Raw genomic sequence first — 18,144 nt, 5'->3', positions numbered from 1 at the left:
TTTTCAGGTCCTTGGTTCCATGCCGGCTGTTCCGCCGACTTCTTCTTATCTGAACGGGGCATCAGGAAAGAACAATTGCTGGCCACCGACCTTGAAGTCGCCGATGGCTTTTTGCCCTTTCGGTCCGGTGACATAGTCGATGTATTCCTTCGCCAGCCGGTAATTCACGTGTTTGTGCTTCTCGGGGTTCACGGCCATCACATGATAAGGATTAAACAAGACCGGATCGCCCTCGAATAACAGCTTCACGGTCAATTTATCCCGGCTTGCGAGAAAGGTTCCCCGATCGGTCAGCGTGTAATAGGCTTTGTCGTCCGCCATCCGCAGCACCGCTCCCATGCCTTGACCGACCGACAAATACCATCCGTCTTCCGGCTGCAGACCTGCCTTTTCCCAAAGATTCTTTTCCTTGACATGGGTCCCCGATTCGTCGCCGCGGGAAACGAACCCCGCCTTGGCCTCGGCGATTATCTTGAATGCTTCGTCCGCGGTCTTTGCCGCCCTGATGCCGGCGGGGTCCGCTTCCGGGCCGACAATGATGAAGTCGTTATGCATCACCGCCTTGCGGTCCACGCCGTATCCCGCCGCCACGAATTTCTGTTCGGCCTCGGGATCGTGCACGAAGACGATGTCGACATCGCCGTTTTCCCCCAGTTTCAAGGCCTTGCCGCTGCCCACGGCGATCACATCTATCCTGGCCTTGTGCTTTTTTTCGAACGGCGCGTCGAGTACCGGCAAGAGACCTGTGTTCTCGGTACTCGTGGTGGTCGCCATTTTGAGAACCTGCTCGGCCATACCCGAGGGGGCAAAAACGGCCGAGAGGAGCAAACCGATCAGGAAGGAAAGCATTCTTCTTGGCATATTCAATCCTTATAACGAAGCGCCGATCGAAAACGCAACCGCGTTCCCGGACGGACACCGTCCAGGTCTCGGCTATTTTTGCCCATCACCGCGAAAAGGTAAAAAACCAGGCGAATCAGCAAGGACCGGGACGGCTTTCCGGGGGATACCGCCCCACCCGCCATTCGAGTGCCCCTTAAGTGCCCCTTAATCGTAGGATGGGTAGAGCGCAGCGAAACCAATCGATGGCGGACAACCCCTCGGCTCCACTCGGGACAGGCCCTTCGACAGGCTCAGGACAGGCTCCGCGTAACCCACCCATCCGAGGCCGCTCGGTGGGTTACGCCCTCGCGGCCTAAACCACCCTACAAAAATGAATGCCTTATTGAAAGCGATTTGGAATTAGTCCATGACTTGCCTGGCTCTTAACGCGATGCTCCGAAGTCTTTGTCGATCTTCCGCGCTCAGGTTCGCGGGCTGGACATCGATTTCCACCTTCTTCAAGGTGCCGGTGAACCGATTGGGCGAAGCGTAAGCGGCGCTTACCGGGGATCCCGAGTCTTCGCCGATGTCGAAGGTTTCGTCGGCGGAAAAGCGTCCCCAGGTGGTATGTTCGATCCGGCCCTCGCCGGCCTTCTTGTCGTTGACGAAAAGCGCCGCCGTGGCGCCCTTGCCGATGCCGCCGCCGTCGTAGCGGAACTCCATGCGTATGTTGTTCGGTCCCGGAGACAGCGCCTCCGAGCCGGTTACCGTGTAACGGGCCTGGGTGACGTAGTTGTACTCGTAAACCGGCCGTCCGTCGTTGATGTAGAGGGCGAAACCTCCCACCACTCCGCCCTCGGCAACGAGTACGCCGTCCGCTCCGCCCCGGGGTACTTCTATCTCTGCCGTAATGATGTGCGAGCGGTTCTTGACCGGGGCGGCCGAGCCCTCCGGAATGCGCACGCCGCCCGGGTAATAGGTGAACCTTGACCGTCCCTCGATCAGACTCGGCCGCAAGCTCGGGTCGGTACGCTCGGCCAAGCGATCGTCCAAAGGGAGAACCTGGAACTTCTTGGCTTCCACCCAAAAGTCGTCCTGAAGCTTCTTGAGCTTGTCGGGATGTTTCGCGGCCAGATCGTCCGCTTCGCTGAAATCACGATCCAGGTCGTAAAGCTCCCATTGATCCGCGTCGAAATCAAAGGTCCCGGTGGTCCACGGCAGCCGGCCATGCCGGGCGGCGGCGATCCAGCCGTCCCTGTATAGCGCCCGGTTGCCGAACATTTCGAAGTACTGCACCTGACGCGCGCCTTTTGCGTTCGCATTATCGAAGCTGTACAGCATGCTGACGCCTTCCATCGGCTTCTGCTTGACGCCGTTCACCTCCGTGGGCATCGGGATTTTGACCGCTTCCAAAATGGTCGGCACGATGTCGATGACGTGGTGGAATTGCGTGCGCATGCCGCCTTTGTCCTTGATGCGATCCGGCCAGGCGACCACCATCGGATTGCGTACGCCGCCCAGGTGAGAGGCGACCTGCTTGCCCCATTGAAACGGCGTGTTCACCGCCCAGGCCCAGCCCACCGGGAAGTGGTTGTAAGCGTTGGGCCCTCCGATTTCGTCCAGGTGCTGCACCAGCAAAGCCGGATCTTCGGATAAACCGCCGATGGCCGCCATTTCGTTGAAAGCGCCGTAGAGAGTACCTTCCATGGAGGCGCCATTATCGCCGATGATCCAAAAAACGACCGTGTTGTGCAGTTGGCCGACCTGCTCGATGGCGTCGAGTACGCGGCCCACCTCGTAGTCGGTCTGGGCGGTGTAGGCCGCGAACGCTTCCATCAGCCGAGCGGCCACCCGCTTCTGGTCGGGTGTCAGCGAGTCGTAGGCCGGTATTTCCCTGGGTCTGGGCGTGAGCTTGGTATCCGGTGGGATGACGCCCAGCTTGAGCTGGCGCTGGTAGGTCTCTTCGCGGTACTTGTCCCAGCCCTGGTCGAACTGCCCCTTGAACTTGTCCATCCATTCCTTCGGCACGTGATGCGGGGCGTGCGTCGCACCCGGAGCGTAATAGACGAAGAACGGCCGGTCGGGCGTAACCGACTTTTGCTGAAAGATGTAGTCGATGGCCTCGTCCGCCAGCGCGTCGTTGAGCGTGTAGCGCCCTTCTCGGCCTCTCGGAACCTGCATCTCCACCCGCTGATGGTCGCGGTAGACCGCCGGCGCCCACTGGTTGGCCTCTCCGCCGAGGAAGCCGTAGAAATGGTCGAAGCCTTGCAACCCCGGCCAGCGGTCATAGGGGCCCGATACGCTGGTCTCCCAGTCCGGGACATTATGGTTCTTGCCGAAGAAGGCGGTGCTGTAGCCGTTCTGGCGCAGAATCTCGGAGACCATCGCGGCGCTCTTGGGAATCTGGCCGGTGTAGCCGGGATAGGCGGTGCCCGTCTCCGTGACCGTGCCGGTACCGACCGAGTGGTGGTTGCGTCCGGTCAAGAGAGCCGCGCGAGTGGGCGAACAGAGGGCCGTGGTGTGGAAACGCGTGTAGCTCAACCCGGCCTTCGCCAGCCGGTCGAGGTTGGGCGTCGGAATCTGCCCGCCGAAGGTGCCCCACTGGCCGAATCCGGAATCGTCGATCAGGACCACCAGGACGTTCGGTGCCCCGGCCGGCGCTTTGGCGACCGAAATCTTGTCCGGCTGGGAGTGTTTGTAAGTGCGTCCGATCTTGCCCTTGAAGGCAGGCTCCGGCGCGGGCAGCACCGTGCCGCGCGGGGTCTCCGCCCATGCGGCGGCAAGCGAGAGCGCCAGCAACGCAACCACCTTGAGCAGCAAGCCAGGGGACATCCCTAAGCGCTGTTTCCGAAAACGGGGTGTGTCCATTTCGATCTCCTTTCGTGGTTTCGCTTCCTTTCCTTCCTCAATTAGACAGGAATTGCCCCGGAAAAAAGATCCTGTGCGTTCCTCTCAAGGAGGATTTCGCCTTCGAAGTTCGACAATGTGATTCAAATGTGAATCGTTGTCCGCATCCCTTGTCAAATGCGTTGGCCGGCCAAACCATCATCTCCGGGTTTGATGGGCGCGCTATGCTTTGCCCATCCTAGGACTGTTTTCGCAACACCGCCACCAGCGGCGTAGCTCGGCAATACTTTGTCGACGGAAGCGTCTCGATATATTCCTAAAGTGTGTAAAAACAAGCCACCGCTTAATCCCTCGACTTGCGACGCCCCTGTTCTTGGAGCTCCGCTACCAGGGCTGCCCTCTCCGGATTCTCGGGTTCCAATTCGGCGAGAGCTCTGGCGTAGGAGAGCGCCTTGTGCGGCTGCCCGTTGTCTCGGTAGATGCTCGCGAGCGCAAAAAGCAAATCCCGATCGAAAGGGTGTTGCCGGAATGCGCTTTGGAGGATCGCAATGGCCTTTTGCGCCTGCCCGACGCCGTTCAGGGCTACGCCATAGACATAGGCATAACGGGCGTTGCTTCGGTCAAGATTGACCGCCTGCTTCAACTCCGCCAAGGCTTCGGACATGCGCTTCTGGCGCACGCGCAGCAGCCCGAGCGCATGGTGCAGCGCGGCGCTTTCGGGACTGCGTCGCAACGCCTCCCGCAACACCGACTCCCCCTCCGTATCGCGGCCCAGCGCGCGATGAAGATCCGCCAGGTTGACCGATGCCGGCACGAAGCCCGGGACCAGCTCCAAGGCGGTGCGCAAGGCCGCCTCGGCCCGATCGAACCGGCGCTGGGCCGCATGCACCTGCGCGAGATTGAGGTGCGCCTCGGGACGATCCGCATTGAGCCGCTGCGCCGTCATGTATTCGGCGATACCCCGCGTGAACGTAGTCCGCTGATCGGGTGTCAGGCGCTCCGCCGGAACGTCGGCCAGCGCCCGTGCCGCCTCGATGCGCACAGCGCGGACCGGGTCCCGGAGTTAACGCGCCAGGAGCCGGAAACGGGTTTGTGGTTCCGCGCCTTCCAACGCACCGGCCGCCGCCTCGCGTACCAGCGGGTCGTCGTCGCGCAACTGCCTGCCGATCACCGAGAGGGAGCGGGAATTCGGAACACGGTCCAGTCGAGCCAGCGCACTCGCCCTGGCGATCGCCGGCTGACGTTTATCCTCGGCGAGGCCGAGCAAGCGCTCGACCGCGCCGGGCGCTCCCGTGGAATCGTCATGCAGCATTTCGGCATATCGCTGATAGCCCTCGGGCGTATGCCCGTACCACTGCTCGACCCGCTTCGCCGCCCAAGCGGGCGAATGGTCCGCATGGCATCGGTTGCAGGCGTTCGGCGTTCCCAATTTGACGGACAGATCCGGCCTCGGCACACGAAAGCTGTGATCGTGCCGCGGATCCACGATCATGTACGTGGTCGCCGGCATATGGCATTCGATGCAGTCCGCGCCGCGGGAATTCAGCGGATGAAAATGGTGCTCGGGGCGTTCGTATTTTTGGGCTGCGTGGCACTGGAGGCAGACTTTATCCCCCGGAGCACGCAGACCAAGGCTGTGCGGCTCGTGGCAATCGCTGCAGGTCACGCCCTGCCGAAACATCTTGCTTTGCAGAAAGGAGCCGTAGACGTACACCTCATCGCGCATCTGCCCGTCCGGGTAATAAAGGCCATCCTCCAACAGCGCCAGCCGATGGGTATCGCCCAGCGGATAGCCGTGGCGATAATCTTCGGAAATCGGACCGCGCCGCGAATGGCAGCGCGCGCACATGTCGATCTCCCGCCTAGACCGGCGCGGTGCCGAGCGCGCGGCATTGCCGCTCTCCGGATTCGGCATCCATTGAACGGACTTGCGCTCGTCGAGCGCGATGGCCAGGCCCTTGCGCCCATCCCGGCGCCGCCCGTCGCCCTCTTTCTTTACCCAAGCCACGTGATTCGAGCCGGGGCCGTGACAGGCTTCGCATGACACGTTGATTTCAGAGAACTTGGTTGAATAGCGCCGCGCCTTGAGATCGTAATTCTTCTTCACGTTCGTCGAATGGCACTCGGCGCACATGTAATTCCAGTTCTGGTTGAGGCCGGTCCAGTGCAACGGATGGCTATGGGTCACGTTCTGGTCCGGATAGAGGCGGAACCAGCGCTGCCCGCCTTCCGCCTCGGGGCGGGTATCCCAGGCGATCCCTAAAGCCTGCAGGCGGCCGCCCGGCAGAGGAATCAGATACTGCTGCAGCGGCACCGTGCCGAAGGTGTACCGGATTTCATAGTCGCGAAGCAGCCCGTCGGGTCCATCGGTGCGGACCATGAAGCGCCCGTCGCGGCGAAAGAAGATGGTGGTAATTCCGGCATAGGTGAACGAGGCGTTGCCGAAGTCGCCGGCAAACGTCTCTTCGCTGGCGGGACACATGGCCAGCTCGTGATGAGAGCCCCGCCAGAGCCGATTCTCCTCACGGTGGCATTCCGCGCAGGCCCCGCCCCCGACATATGTCGGCGGGGCGGTCTCTTCTGCGGGTTTTCTCGGCTGTTCCGGCACGGTGTAATCGGGCGGTCCTTGCCAAACCGCAATGCCGATCGCCGCGACGATGCCGGCGATGGCCAGCACTCGCAGAAACATCCCGCGTCGCGGCTTCATTGGGGATATCGAAGATCCGTCCTTGACCGTTCGACCGGGGAACCGGGTTCGGTGGGATCGGCCATTCCGGCCTGATCGGTGTTTTCCGCTCGGTATTCGCATTCCTTGCTCCACCGTGACTGCCGTTCCTTAACGGTCAGTTAGACCGCCGCAGTAATGACTTTAGAGCCGGGGGCCGCTCCGCACAAGGCTTCCATGAATCAAGAGATAGCCCCGAATACGACGTGGCCAAATATTTTTTGCCGACAAACGCGTCGGATTAAAACCGCAGCAATGTTTGTACGCAAAAGTAATCCACGTCCTTCTGATGCGGCGCGTTCGGAGCCTTTTTCTCAAACTCGCCTTTGCTCAGGCGCGCCCGGCCGGACTCCGACGATACGTTGGAAAGCGTATCTCATTGCATCCGAAATTACGTGTAGAATCGGATGTTTAAGAGACGTGGCTCCGCACAGCTGAAACCGAACTCTCGCCGAATTCCCCGTCCAAAAATAAAGTGCGGAAATGCAAGGTCTTCACCGCTTAAATCGACAACTTCCAGGCACAGTCCATGTCTTTCAGCAATCGGAAAGGTCCGGCCACCCAGTTTCCCGAGCAACGCGTGCGCAATGCCATCGTGTACAATCTGCCTTTCAGCAATGTGGATGTCTCTCCAGCACCCCAGACCATGCTTTCCTTTATCCGCCGCTTGAAGCAGAGTTATGAACGCGTCTTGGAGCATGTTTCGCCGGACGATGAGACGCGCTTTCTCGAACTGCGGCGGAATTTGCAGACGCTCAGTTTCGGCGAGGCGGTCCTGGAAAAAAGCGAGTTGAACCGGTCGAGAAAGGATCATCCGCTACAGATCGCCGTTCTCGGCCCCACCCAGGCCGGAAAGAGTTCGGTCGTCAACTGGCTGCTCGAAAAGAAGCTCGCCGAAGTGAGTCCGCTCGCCGGTTTTACCGTTCATCCGCAGGGTTTCTGCATAGATCTCCAGGCCGACCGTTTGGACTGGATCGATGGGTATTTCCATCATTATTGGCGCTGCCCCCGCGAAACCCTGCCGTCCGAGCACTACGACTGCTTTTCTCTGCTGGAGACCGCCGCCGGCGCGCGGCATCCCCTGAGCGGGACGGTTCTCTGGGACACGCCGGATTTCGACTCCGTCGATGCGGAAGATTACCGACAGGCCGTACTTCGCGTGGCCGCCCTGGCCGACGTGGTTCTGCTGATTTTGAGCAAGGACAAGTACGCCGATTTGTCGGTCTGGGAACTGATCGGCTTGCTGGAGCCGCTGTCCCAGCCCACCGTCATTTGTTTGAACAAGATCGAGAGAGCTTCTTACCAAACGTTGGTCGTATCGCTACAGGAAAAATGGCGGAATGCCCGGCGCGACTCTCCACCGCCCATCGTTACCGTCCCCTATCTCGAAGATATGCAGGTCGACGATTTCGCCCAGCTGAGCAGCGAACGCGCGCAACTGCTCGGCGCGGTGGACAGGGCAATCCGGTCGGTCCGCCGCGAGCCGCACGCGAAGAACGCCGGGCGTTTCGTCCAGATCCACTGGCGCGACTGGCTGGCGCCGGTCAAAGCCGAAAACAGCCTGAATGCCGAATGGCACAGCCTGATCGACGAGGCCGTCCGCGACAGTTTGAATATCTACAAGCGGGACTACCTCAACCATCCCCATCATTACGAGACGTTTCAACGTGCACTGGCGGAACTCCTGACTTTGCTCGAAATTCCGGGGCTCGCCGGCGCGCTGCTCACCACACGCAAAATCGTCACCTGGCCGGTGCGTCAAATCGTCAAGCTCGGTCAGGCGGTCGGCGGCCGCAGGCAACGGAGCGTCAGCGGCGAAGCGGCGATTCTGCACCAGGTTGCCGAACACCTGTTCATCCGCATCAGCGAGACCATTCTTCTGAAGCGCGATGACGATCCGTCCCGGCAAGCCTGGTGGAAAGAAATGGCCGGGTTGCTGAGGAGCGCAAGACCCGTACTGACCAACCGCTACGCGTCGGCCGTCGACCAATACATCCTGGCGTTCCAACCCGAAATCGAGAAAACGGCTCACGGCCTGTACGACCGCCTTCGGGAACACCCCGCGGTATTGAACGGCATCCGGGCCACGCGCGTCACCACCGATGCCGCGGCATTGGCCGTGGCCCTGCACACCGGGGGTATCGGCGTGCAGGATTTCATCATCGCGCCGGCCATGCTGTCGCTGACCACGATGCTCGCCGAGAGCGCCATCGGGCACTACATGGGCAAGGCGGCGGCCGATCTCAAACAGAAGCAGTTCAAGGCCGTGGAAGAATTGTTCGCCAGAACCGTTCACGCCTATTTGATCGGTCTGCCGGGACAGATGGACACTTCCCGCCAGTTCAATATTCCCCCGGAGACCCTAGAGTCGGCCGAAGCGCAACTGGGGTGAGCCATGCAGATACCGTTCGAACGATTACTGACGACCGCGAGGAACTGGGCAGAAAAAGCCCGCGCCGAAGGCTGGCTGACGCCGGGAGACATCCACGGCCTCAACGAGGTTGACACGCGAACGCCGGCAGCCTTGTTCGATGCCGGCACGCATCGCCCCCTGGTGGCCGCTTTTTTCGGCGGCACCGGCGTGGGCAAGAGCACCTTGCTGAACCGGCTTGCCGGCCAGGCGATCGCGCGCACCGGCGTCGAGCGGCCGACGTCGCGGGAGGTCTCTCTTTATCTCCACGATTCGGTGAAGATCCAGCACCTCCCGAAAAACTTCCCCATTGACCGGGTGCGCACGGCCTATCATCACGACGACAGGCGCCGACAGATCCTCTGGATCGACATGCCGGACATCGACAGCACCGAACAGAGCAACCGGGAACTGGTACTGGATTGGCTGCCCCACATCGATGTCCTGATTTACGTGGTGAGCCCCGAACGCTATCGCGACGACAAGGGCTGGCGCCTGCTGCAGGCCCATGGCGGCGAACATGCCTGGCTGTTCGTCATGAATCAATGGGACCGCGGCCATCCCGCCCAGACCGAGGATTTCGCCAAGCTGCTGACCAAGGCCGGCTTCAGAAATCCCATTCTGCTCCGCACCGACAGCCGCGACATCGAAGTCGAGCGAAAACCCGACGATTTCGAGACCCTGCAGGCCATCCTCCAGGACATGGCCGACCGCCATGTCATTCATCAGCTGGAAATTCGCGCGGAAACCCTGCGCCTGGACGCCCTTCGGGACGCTTTGCACGACTGTCTGGAGAAACTCGGCGACCGCGACGGTTACGCCGGGCTGGAACCGAATTGGTCCGCGATCTGGCAGGAGACGCGAGACGATTTGATGAAAGGGCTGGAATGGCCGATTCAAGAGGTTGCCCGCGCGTTCGTAACCTATGAAACGAGTGTGTTGCGCCGCCGCATAGACTTGACCCAATCCCCCGACGAAAACACTGGAGCAAAAAACGCCCCGCCGGACTCCATCTTGTGGGATGAGTGGGCCGAAAGCCGCTATCGGGACGCACTGGACCGCTTGATCGTCGAAGCCGGCGAACGGGGACTCGCGGTGGTCCCGCTCAAGGCCCGGCTGGATCGGTTGGCGCGCGGAATGAGCCGCAGCGTTCTAACGGAAGGACAGCGCTCGCTGCGGCTGGCACTGGCCAACCCGGGAAATGCACTGCAGCGTTTTTTCCTGAAACTTTCCGGCTTTCTGACGGTTTTCCTGCCCCTGATCGCGATCGGCTGGGTGTCCTACCAGGTCGTCAAAGGCTATTACGAAAGCGCGCTTTATCACCTGGGCTACCTCGGAACCGATTTCGCGATACACAGCGTATTGCTGATCGTCCTGTCCTGGCTGTTGCCCTATTTTCTATACCGAAAACTGAAACCCTCGGCCGAACGCACCGCCGTCAAGGGATTGCGCGAAGGCATCGGGCTGGCATTGGACCAGAGCGGCGACCGGGTAACGGAACAACTCGGGGAGATGGAGCAGGAACGGCAGGCCTTGATCGAAGAAGGGAAACGAATCGCCAGCCTTTCTTCCCCGGCCGAGGCCCTCGAAGCGGATCAGGGATCGAAGCTGCTGGAACGCGTGCTTCCGGCATCCGCCCGCAAGCGTCAGAAAACCGCGGGCTAGTGCTTTTCACCGCGAGATTGCGGGGAGTGATCGAGGCCGGCGCGCCCGGATGCGGTCGGCGATTCCTTTGCCGATGCAGGCGGTTGGCCAACTCGTTCCGTCGGGAAAGGATTCCCGGTCCGCAAGTTCGTAGGTCGGCAATCCCTTGCCGACAACGGCGCAAGACACACGCAAGCCGGCACGGGATTGCCGACGAACGTGGCGGAATGCGCTCGACCTATTCCATGAGATCGAAATAACTTTTGTCCACTCCGCATTCCGGACATACCCAGTCGTCCGGAACGTCTTCCCAGCGCGTACCGGGATCGATCCCGGAATCGGGATCGCCCAGTTCCTCGTCGTAAACATAACCACAGGCGGAACAAATGAATTTTCGATATTGGGCCATAGGGCAAAAGCTCCTCTCGTTATTCTTATACAAGCAACCCCGCGGTCGGAGGTTTATCCGGCCGCTCTCCGTCCTCGATCGTCAAGTAAGGCGGTATCATTCCATTCGGCATTCGAGTGGACATTCATCGTAGGATGGGTAGAGCGAAGCGAAACCCATCGATGGTGGATTAGCCCTTCGACTGGGCTCAGGACAGGCCCTTCGGCTCCGCGTAACCCGCCGAGTCGAGGTCGCTTGGTGGGTTACGACGCACGCAAAGCGCCGTGATCGATCATCGGTCAGTGCTGACGTGCGCCTAATCCACCCTACGAAAATGAATGTCTAATTGAAAGCGATTTGGAATCAGCCGCCTCCAATACCGTCCAGGTATTTTTCGGCATCGAGCGCCGCCATGCATCCGGAACCCGCCGAGGTAACCGCCTGGCGGTAAACCGAATCGGCTACGTCGCCGGCCGCGAATACGCCCGGCACGCTGGTCGCCGTCGCATTGCCGTCGAGTCCGCTCTTCACGATGATGTAACCGTCGCGCATCTCCAACTGCCCGGCGAAAATTTCGGTATTGGGGGAATGGCCGATCGCGATGAACACCCCGTCCAGCGTCAGTTCCTTGGTCGAGCCATCCTCCACGCGCTTGATGCGCAACCCGGTAACTCCCGAGTCGTCGCCCAGAACTTCGTCCACCACGTGATTCCATTCGATGACCACGTTGCCGGACCGCGCACGCTCCAGCAGTTTTTCCGAAAGAATCTTCTCCGACCTGAACTTGTCGCGTCTGTGCACGACGGTGACTTGGGACGCGATATTGGCGAGATAGAGGGCTTCCTCCACCGCCGTATTCCCGCCGCCGATTACCGCCACGGGCTTCTTGCGGTAGAAAAAGCCGTCGCAGGTCGCGCAGGCGGAGACGCCCCGGCCCTTGAACGCCTCCTCGGACGGCAGCCCGAGGTAACGCGCGGATGCGCCCGTGGCTATGATCAGCGCATCACAGGTATAGACGCCGGAATCGCCGGTGAGTCGGAACGGTCTCGACGACAGATCGGCGGTATGAATGTGGTCGAACACGATCTCGGTTTCGAAACGTTCGGCATGACGGCGCATGCGCTCCATGAGATCGGGGCCTTGTAGTCCCTCGGGATCGCCCGGCCAGTTATCCACTTCGGTGGTCGTGGTCAATTGTCCGCCCATCTGGATACCGGTGACGAGCACCGGCTTCAGATTGGCTCGCGCGGCATAAACCGCGGCGGTGTATCCCGCCGGGCCGGATCCCAAGATCAACAACCGGCAATGTCTTTGTTCGGTCATGTGCTCCTCGGTTGGGTGATTGCAACAACAAAATACCAAGTATGACGATAAGTTTTTACAGCGTAAACCCCGGCTCTTGATTAAATCACGCCGATTTTGAACAATACCCCGGTCATTTATTTATTTGATTTGGTGAGAATTTTGTCGCAGTTTTACAAAAAGCTCACGATCGGTCAGGATCTGGGCTCGGTACTGGTCAGAGGGCTGCGCGAAGCAGCCTTTTTGATTTACCTGGCTATTTCGTTGTTTTTCCTGATCTCCTTGATGACTTTCGACTCGAGCGATCCGGGTTGGTCTCATACCGGCGTGGGCCATCCGATCGCCAACGCCGGCGGCGCGGTCGGGGCCTGGCTCGCGGATTTCGCCCTTTCCCTGCTCGGATTGCCGGCTTTCCTGTTTCCCTTTTTGCTATCCGGCTACGGATATTCCATCTATAAGGGCCCGGCTTCGCAAGAACCTTATGGCGCCTTCAATTACCTGCTTCGCTGGTTCGGCTTCGGGACCGCGATGGCAGCGGGCGCCGCCTTGGCCGATATGCACCTGCTGCGTCCCCCTTTTCCGCTTCCGGAAACCAGCGGCGGCATCCTCGGCCAGGAAGCGGCCGGACTCTTGGCCGGAGCTTTCGGCACGACCGGCGCCTCCGTATTGCTGATCGCGTTTTTCCTGGCGGGGGTTTCGCTTTATACCAGCCTGTCCTGGCTGGGTTTGCTGGACACAGTGGGGAAAGGGGGCTTGACGATCGCAAACGGTTTTTTCGCCGCATTCCGGCGGCTGGCCGGACCCTCCGGGCCGGCGCGGCATGACGAAGAACCCGAAACCCGGGCCGACGCCCCGCGAACGAAGATCAAACCCAAGCGCATCGAGCCCACAGTCAAGAGAAAGCCGCAGCCTCCCGAGATCAAGGATTCAAAAGAACCCAAGGAGGCCAAGGAACCCAAAGAACCGTTCCGGTTCCGAAAAGCCGCGAAGCCGGTCAACGCACCTCTGCCGAACGAGGGAGAACTACCCGCCCTCGCTCTGCTCAACAGTACCGCGCCGAGGATCAAAGGCTACTCCAACGCGGCCCTGGAGGAGATGTCGCAGCTGGTCGAGACTATCCTCGCGGATTTCGGCGTGGAGGTTCAGGTTACCGAGGTTCATCCCGGCCCCGTCATCACGCGCTTCGAAATTCAGCCGGCGGCGGGCGTGAAAGTGAGCCGGATCAGCGGATTGGCGAAGGACCTGGCGCGCGCGCTGTCCGTCACCAGCGTGCGCGTGGTCGAGATTATCCCCGGCAAATCGGTGATCGGCCTGGAAATCCCCAATGAAGAGCGGGAAACCGTATTGCTCCATTCGGTGCTCTCGTCCGAGCCTTACCAACACTCCGGCTCGGCGCTGACCCTGGTGCTCGGAAAAGACATCGGCGGACAGCCGGTAGTGGCGAATCTGGCCCGCATGCCCCACTTGCTGGTAGCGGGCACCACCGGCTCCGGCAAGTCGGTCGCGGTCAACGTCATGATCCTCAGCATGCTGTTCAAGGCGCGGCCCGACGAGGTCCGCCTGATCATGATTGACCCCAAGATGCTGGAACTTTCGGTATACGAAGGTATCCCCCATCTGCTGACCCCGGTGGTCACCGACATGAAGGAGGCCGCCAACGCCTTGCGCTGGTGTGTGGCGGAAATGGAGCGGCGCTATAAGCTGATGTCCATGCTCGGGGTCCGCAATCTCGCGGGTTTCAATCAGAAGGTAACCGACGCGATCGAAGCCGGCCAGCCTATCCACGATCCCATGTGGTCCGCCGATCAAGCGCTGGAGGGCGAAGAGCCCCCTCCCCTGTCGCCCCTGCCCTATATCGTCATCGTCATCGACGAACTGGCCGACATGATGATGATCGTCGGCAAGAAGGTGGAAGAATTGATCGCCCGCCTGGCGCAGAAGGCGCGCGCCGCCGGGCTGCATTTGATTCTGGCCACCCAACGGCCGTCCGTGGACGTGCTCACCGGTCTGATCAAGGCCAACATTCCGACCCGCATCGCTTTCCAGGTGTCCTCGCGCATCGACTCGCGCACCATCATCGACCAGGGCGGCGCCGAGGCCTTACTGGGCAACGGCGACATGCTCTATCTGCCTCCCGGCACCGGGCTTCCCATGCGCGCGCACGGCGCCTTCGTGTCCGACCAGGAAGTCCATAACGTGGTCGAGTTCCTGAAACGGACCGGACGCGCCGACTACATCGACGAAATTACCCGCTTCTCCGAGGACAGCGGGGATTTTTCCGGCGGCAAATCTTCCGGCGGCGGAGACGGAGAAGAGCTCGACGCGCTGTACGACGAGGCCGTCCGCTTCGTCACCGAATCGCGCAAAGCGTCCATCTCCAGCGTACAGCGTCGGTTCAAGGTAGGTTATAACCGCGCGGCGCGGATGATCGAGGACATGGAGAAGGCCGGTGTCGTGGGTCCCGCCGAAACCAACGGAAGCCGCGAGGTCCTGGCCCCGCCGCCGCCCGATGTCTGAGCACCTCGCCTAAACCAGAGTCCGATGCATGTGTCAGATGTAGGGTGGGTTAGGCGCGCGCAGCCATCAACCATGCCGTCGCTGCTGGATTCTCCGGGCGCCGTAACCCACCGGGAAAAGCCGCGGAACCGGTGGGTTTCGCTTCGCTCTACCGATCCTACAACACTTACGTTTTGTTATTGAATTATCTCTGGGTCGGCTTTTTCCTGGCAGCCTTCGTTTCCGGGCTGGTCCAGTGGCTATGGTTGGGCGATGCCGAGATTTTCGCCCGGCTGATGCAGGCGGTGTTCGACAGCGCCAAGGCGGCTTTCGAGATTTCCCTGGGGCTGACCGGCGCCCTGGCGTTTTGGCTGGGCATGCTCCGGGTCGGCGAGCGCGGTGGCTTTCTCGGGCTGCTTACACGAGGACTGAGCCCTTTACTGCGCCGCGTGATGCCCCAGGTTCCCCCGGACCATCCGGCCATGGGGGCGATGGTGATGAATCTTTCGGCCAATGTCCTCGGGCTCGACAATGCCGCCACGCCGCTGGGCATCAAGGCCATGCAGGAACTGCAAAGCCTGAACCCGAAGCCGGACACGGCGAGCGACGCCCAGATCCTGTTCTTCGTGATCAATGCCTCCTCCATAACCTTGTTTCCGGTATCGATCCTGGTGTTTCGGGCACAAATGGGCGCGGCCCATCCGGCAGACGTCGTGATTCCCATTCTGATGGCGACCTTCTGCTCCACCTTTGTCGGATTTACAAGCGTCGCGCTGCGGCAGCGGATCGCTCTACGCGATCCGGTAATCCTCGTCTATTTGAGTGGATTCGTTCTGGCGGTAGCCGGCCTGGCGCTCTATTTCGGCGGTCTGCCTCAGGACGAGATGCAGAGGAACTCGGCGGCTTTCAGCAATCTGCTGCTGTTTTCGCTGATTGCCCTGTTCCTGGCCGGTGCGGTTCGCCGGCGGGTCAACGCTTACGACGCCTTTGTCGAAGGCGCCAAAGAGGGGTTCACTACGGCGATCACCATCCTGCCCTATCTGGTGGCGATGCTGGTCGCCATCGGCGTGCTGCGGGCGAGCGGGCTGCTGGAAGCGATCATGTCCGGAATGCGTTTCGTCGGCGATGCCGTTCGGCTCGACGTGCGCTTCGTCGATGCCCTGCCGACCGCGCTGATCAAGCCGTTCAGCGGCAGCGGAGCGCGCGCGATGATGCTGGACAGCATGCGCGCCTACGGCGTCGATTCCTTCGCGGCACGGCTCGCCACCGTCATTCAGGGCAGCACCGAGACGACTTTTTACGTGCTGGCGGTGTATTTCGGAGCGGTCGGTGTCAAAAATGTGAAATATGCAGTAGGCTGCGGGCTTCTGGCGGATATGGCCGGGGTGGTCGCGGCCATTGCGATTACCTATCGATTTTTTGGTTAAGAACCATGCGCGTTAACTTGAAAGCCTTGGGCTGCCGCCTCAACGAGGCGGAACTCGAAACCTGGGCGCGGCAGCTCCAGCGTGAGGGGCATCGCATCGTCGACGACTCCGAGGAAGCCGATCTGGTCGTGCTCAATTCCTGTGCGGTCACACAAGAGGCTGTGCGCAAGTCGCGGCATTTGATACGCCGCGCGGCACGGGAAAATCCCAAGGCGAAGCTGGTGCTGAGCGGCTGTTATGCCACCCTGAACCGGGAGGAAGCGGAAGGACTGGGCGTCGATCTGGTGGTTGCCAACGAGAACAAGGCGCAGCTGATCGATATCGCCAGGGACGAACTCGAACTGCCGGTGATGCCGGCGTTTTCGACCGATCCCGGCGAATCGGCGCTGTTTCGGCTCGGCCGGCAGCGCGCTTTCATCAAGGTCCAGGACGGCTGCCGGTATCGCTGCACCTTCTGCATCGTCACCGTCGCGCGGGGCGAGGAACGGAGCCGCAGCATAGACGACATTGTCGCCGAGATCGACGACTTGCACGCGCAAGGGATCCAGGAGGCGGTGCTCACCGGCGTTCATCTGGGCGGGTACGGCAGCGATCTCGGCTACGGCCTCGATCGGCTGATCCGCGCCGTGCTCGAACGCACCGGCATCCCGCGCCTGCGCCTGGGCTCCCTGGAACCCTGGGATTTGCCGGATGCCTTCAGCGAGCTTTTCGAGAACCCGAGGTTCATGCCGCACCTGCACTTGCCGCTGCAAAGCGGCTCCGACTCGGTGCTGAAGCGCATGGCACGGCGCTGCAAGACGGCCGATTTCGCACGGCTGGTGGAGCAGTTGCGGAAGGACGTGCCGGACATCAATATCACCACCGACGTGATCGTCGGCTTTCCCGGCGAAACCGAAGCGGAATGGCAAGCAAGCCTCGCGTTTATCGAGTCCATCGCGTTCGGCCACATCCACATCTTCGCCTATTCGCCCCGCTCCGGCACCAAGGCCGCCGAAATGCCGGCCCATGTCCCGGCCGAGCTCAAAAAGGCACGAAGCCGTGCGCTGCACGAGGTCTCGGAACGGCTGAAGCGGGCGAACTTCGAGCGTTTCCTGGGCCGCGCATTGCCGGTTCTCTGGGAAACGGAAAAAGCGGCCCAGGACCATCGCCTAGAGGTTTTCGGTTATACCCCGAATTATCTGCGTGTAGCCGCGCGAGCCGAACCGGGATGCGCCTTGGGCAACCGCATCACCCCGGCCCGGCTAATGGCCGTCGCCGATTCGGGCGATCATGTATTGGCCGAGTCGGTATCCGATAGCTCTCCGAGCTGCCCCTCCAGGAGATAAAGCGTAGCCCCGATCACCGCAGCCGGCGGGATCAGCACGTTCAGCACCGGTATGGTTAATGCCAGCGTAACCAGCCCGCCGAAGCTGAACACGCCGAACGGCAGTTTCTTGGCAATGCGGCGCTGCTCATCGAAGCGGTAACCGTGGACCTCGAGCGGATAGGCCAGGTATTCGATCGCCAGGAACCAGGCGCTGAACGTCAGCCAGATGAACGGTGCGAACAGGTTCAGGCCCGGAATCAGAAACAGGATGAGCAGGGGAACGGCACGGGTCAGGAAATAGATCAACCGCTTGGCCTCGGACAGCGAGTCGCTCACCAGCGCCTTGCTCAAAGAGTCTCCCGCTTCCGGGAGCGGGCGGCCCGTCTGCAGGACGATGGTTTTCTCCGCCAGGCGTCCGTAGAACGGCGCTCCGATCAGATTGGCCAGCAGCGTGAACGTGAAATATACGATGAGCAAAAAGCTCAGGCCGAAAATGGGCCACAGCAGCCAGCGCAGGAAATCCAGCCAGGCGGGGAGCAGCCAGTCTATGAAAGCTGAAAAATAGTAAATGCCCCCTGCCATGGCGATTGAATAAAGCACCAGGTTGATCAACAGAGGAATGCCGACCAGATGGCGCAGCCCCGGCTTTGCGAGCAACCGGAGTCCGCGCAGCAGACAGACGGCGGAAAGATGTACGTTATTGAGCTTTCGGATGTTTACTGGGTCGTTCATCGATGGGTCGAATCCGGATATGGGAAGAATCGGGGCATTATCCTA

The 18,144-nt window shown here is 60.9% G+C and carries 12 protein-coding genes; 5 read left to right on the top strand and 7 right to left on the bottom strand.

The window, feature by feature from the left end; genetic code table 11:
• Positions 1-45: 45 nt before the first annotated feature.
• From sS8_RS23195 to sS8_RS23180, 4 genes are all read right to left on the bottom strand, one after another.
• Positions 46-861, bottom strand: coding sequence for a substrate-binding domain-containing protein (locus tag sS8_RS23195; protein WP_119631845.1), 816 nt, complete (start codon positions 859-861; stop codon positions 46-48).
• 381 nt (positions 862-1,242) lie between these two features.
• Positions 1,243-3,690, bottom strand: coding sequence for an arylsulfatase (locus sS8_RS23190; protein ID WP_119631844.1), 2,448 nt, complete (start codon positions 3,688-3,690; stop codon positions 1,243-1,245).
• 322 nt (positions 3,691-4,012) lie between these two features.
• The gene (locus tag sS8_RS23185) at positions 4,013-4,711 is read right to left on the bottom strand and encodes a tetratricopeptide repeat protein (RefSeq protein WP_119631843.1); all 699 of its coding nucleotides are present in this window, start codon (positions 4,709-4,711) and stop codon (positions 4,013-4,015) included.
• A 21-nt stretch (positions 4,712-4,732) separates the two neighbouring features.
• Positions 4,733-6,376: a cytochrome c3 family protein gene (locus tag sS8_RS23180; RefSeq protein WP_170161225.1), complete on the bottom strand. Its 1,644-nt coding sequence runs from the start codon at positions 6,374-6,376 to the stop codon at positions 4,733-4,735.
• Between the two features lie 547 nt (positions 6,377-6,923).
• Between sS8_RS23180 and sS8_RS23175 the strand changes: the two genes are divergently transcribed.
• Both sS8_RS23175 and sS8_RS23170 read left to right on the top strand, forming a co-directional pair.
• Positions 6,924-8,786 (top strand): GTPase domain-containing protein, encoded by a 1,863-nt coding sequence (locus sS8_RS23175; protein WP_119631841.1) that lies wholly within the window; start codon positions 6,924-6,926, stop codon positions 8,784-8,786.
• A 3-nt stretch (positions 8,787-8,789) separates the two neighbouring features.
• Entirely contained in the window at positions 8,790-10,469 is a 1,680-nt protein-coding gene (locus sS8_RS23170; protein WP_119631840.1) for a GTPase, read from the top strand.
• 217 nt (positions 10,470-10,686) lie between these two features.
• On the opposite strand, the gene sS8_RS23165 is transcribed toward sS8_RS23170, so the two are convergent.
• Positions 10,687-10,857, bottom strand: coding sequence for a rubredoxin (locus sS8_RS23165; RefSeq protein WP_119631839.1), 171 nt, complete (start codon positions 10,855-10,857; stop codon positions 10,687-10,689).
• Between the two features lie 342 nt (positions 10,858-11,199).
• Entirely contained in the window at positions 11,200-12,159 is a 960-nt protein-coding gene (gene trxB / locus sS8_RS23160) for a thioredoxin-disulfide reductase (RefSeq protein WP_119631838.1), read from the bottom strand.
• A 141-nt stretch (positions 12,160-12,300) separates the two neighbouring features.
• Between trxB and sS8_RS23155 the strand changes: the two genes are divergently transcribed.
• The 3 genes from sS8_RS23155 (at position 12,301) to mtaB (ending at position 17,386) form a co-directional block, all read left to right on the top strand.
• Positions 12,301-14,655: a DNA translocase FtsK gene (locus sS8_RS23155; protein WP_119632974.1), complete on the top strand. Its 2,355-nt coding sequence runs from the start codon at positions 12,301-12,303 to the stop codon at positions 14,653-14,655.
• Positions 14,656-14,786: 131 nt separating this feature from the next.
• Positions 14,787-16,061, top strand: coding sequence for a nucleoside recognition domain-containing protein (locus tag sS8_RS23150; protein WP_232020402.1), 1,275 nt, complete (start codon positions 14,787-14,789; stop codon positions 16,059-16,061).
• A gap of 5 nt (positions 16,062-16,066) precedes the next feature.
• The gene (gene mtaB / locus sS8_RS23145) at positions 16,067-17,386 is read left to right on the top strand and encodes a tRNA (N(6)-L-threonylcarbamoyladenosine(37)-C(2))-methylthiotransferase MtaB (protein WP_119631836.1); all 1,320 of its coding nucleotides are present in this window, start codon (positions 16,067-16,069) and stop codon (positions 17,384-17,386) included.
• On the opposite strand, the gene cysZ is transcribed toward mtaB, so the two are convergent.
• A complete protein-coding gene (gene cysZ, locus sS8_RS23140) occupies positions 17,329-18,099 on the bottom strand; it encodes a sulfate transporter CysZ (protein ID WP_119631835.1) in 771 nt (256 codons plus the stop codon). The two genes, mtaB and cysZ, sit on opposite strands and share 58 nt — an antisense overlap.
• Between the last annotated feature and the right edge of the window lie 45 nt (positions 18,100-18,144).

Origin of the sequence: Methylocaldum marinum (assembly GCF_003584645.1) — a bacterium.
GTDB classification, from domain to species: domain Bacteria; phylum Pseudomonadota; class Gammaproteobacteria; order Methylococcales; family Methylococcaceae; genus Methylocaldum; species Methylocaldum marinum.
Note: the sequence above shows the minus strand (reverse complement) of the source record. Positions and strands in the feature narration are given on the sequence as shown.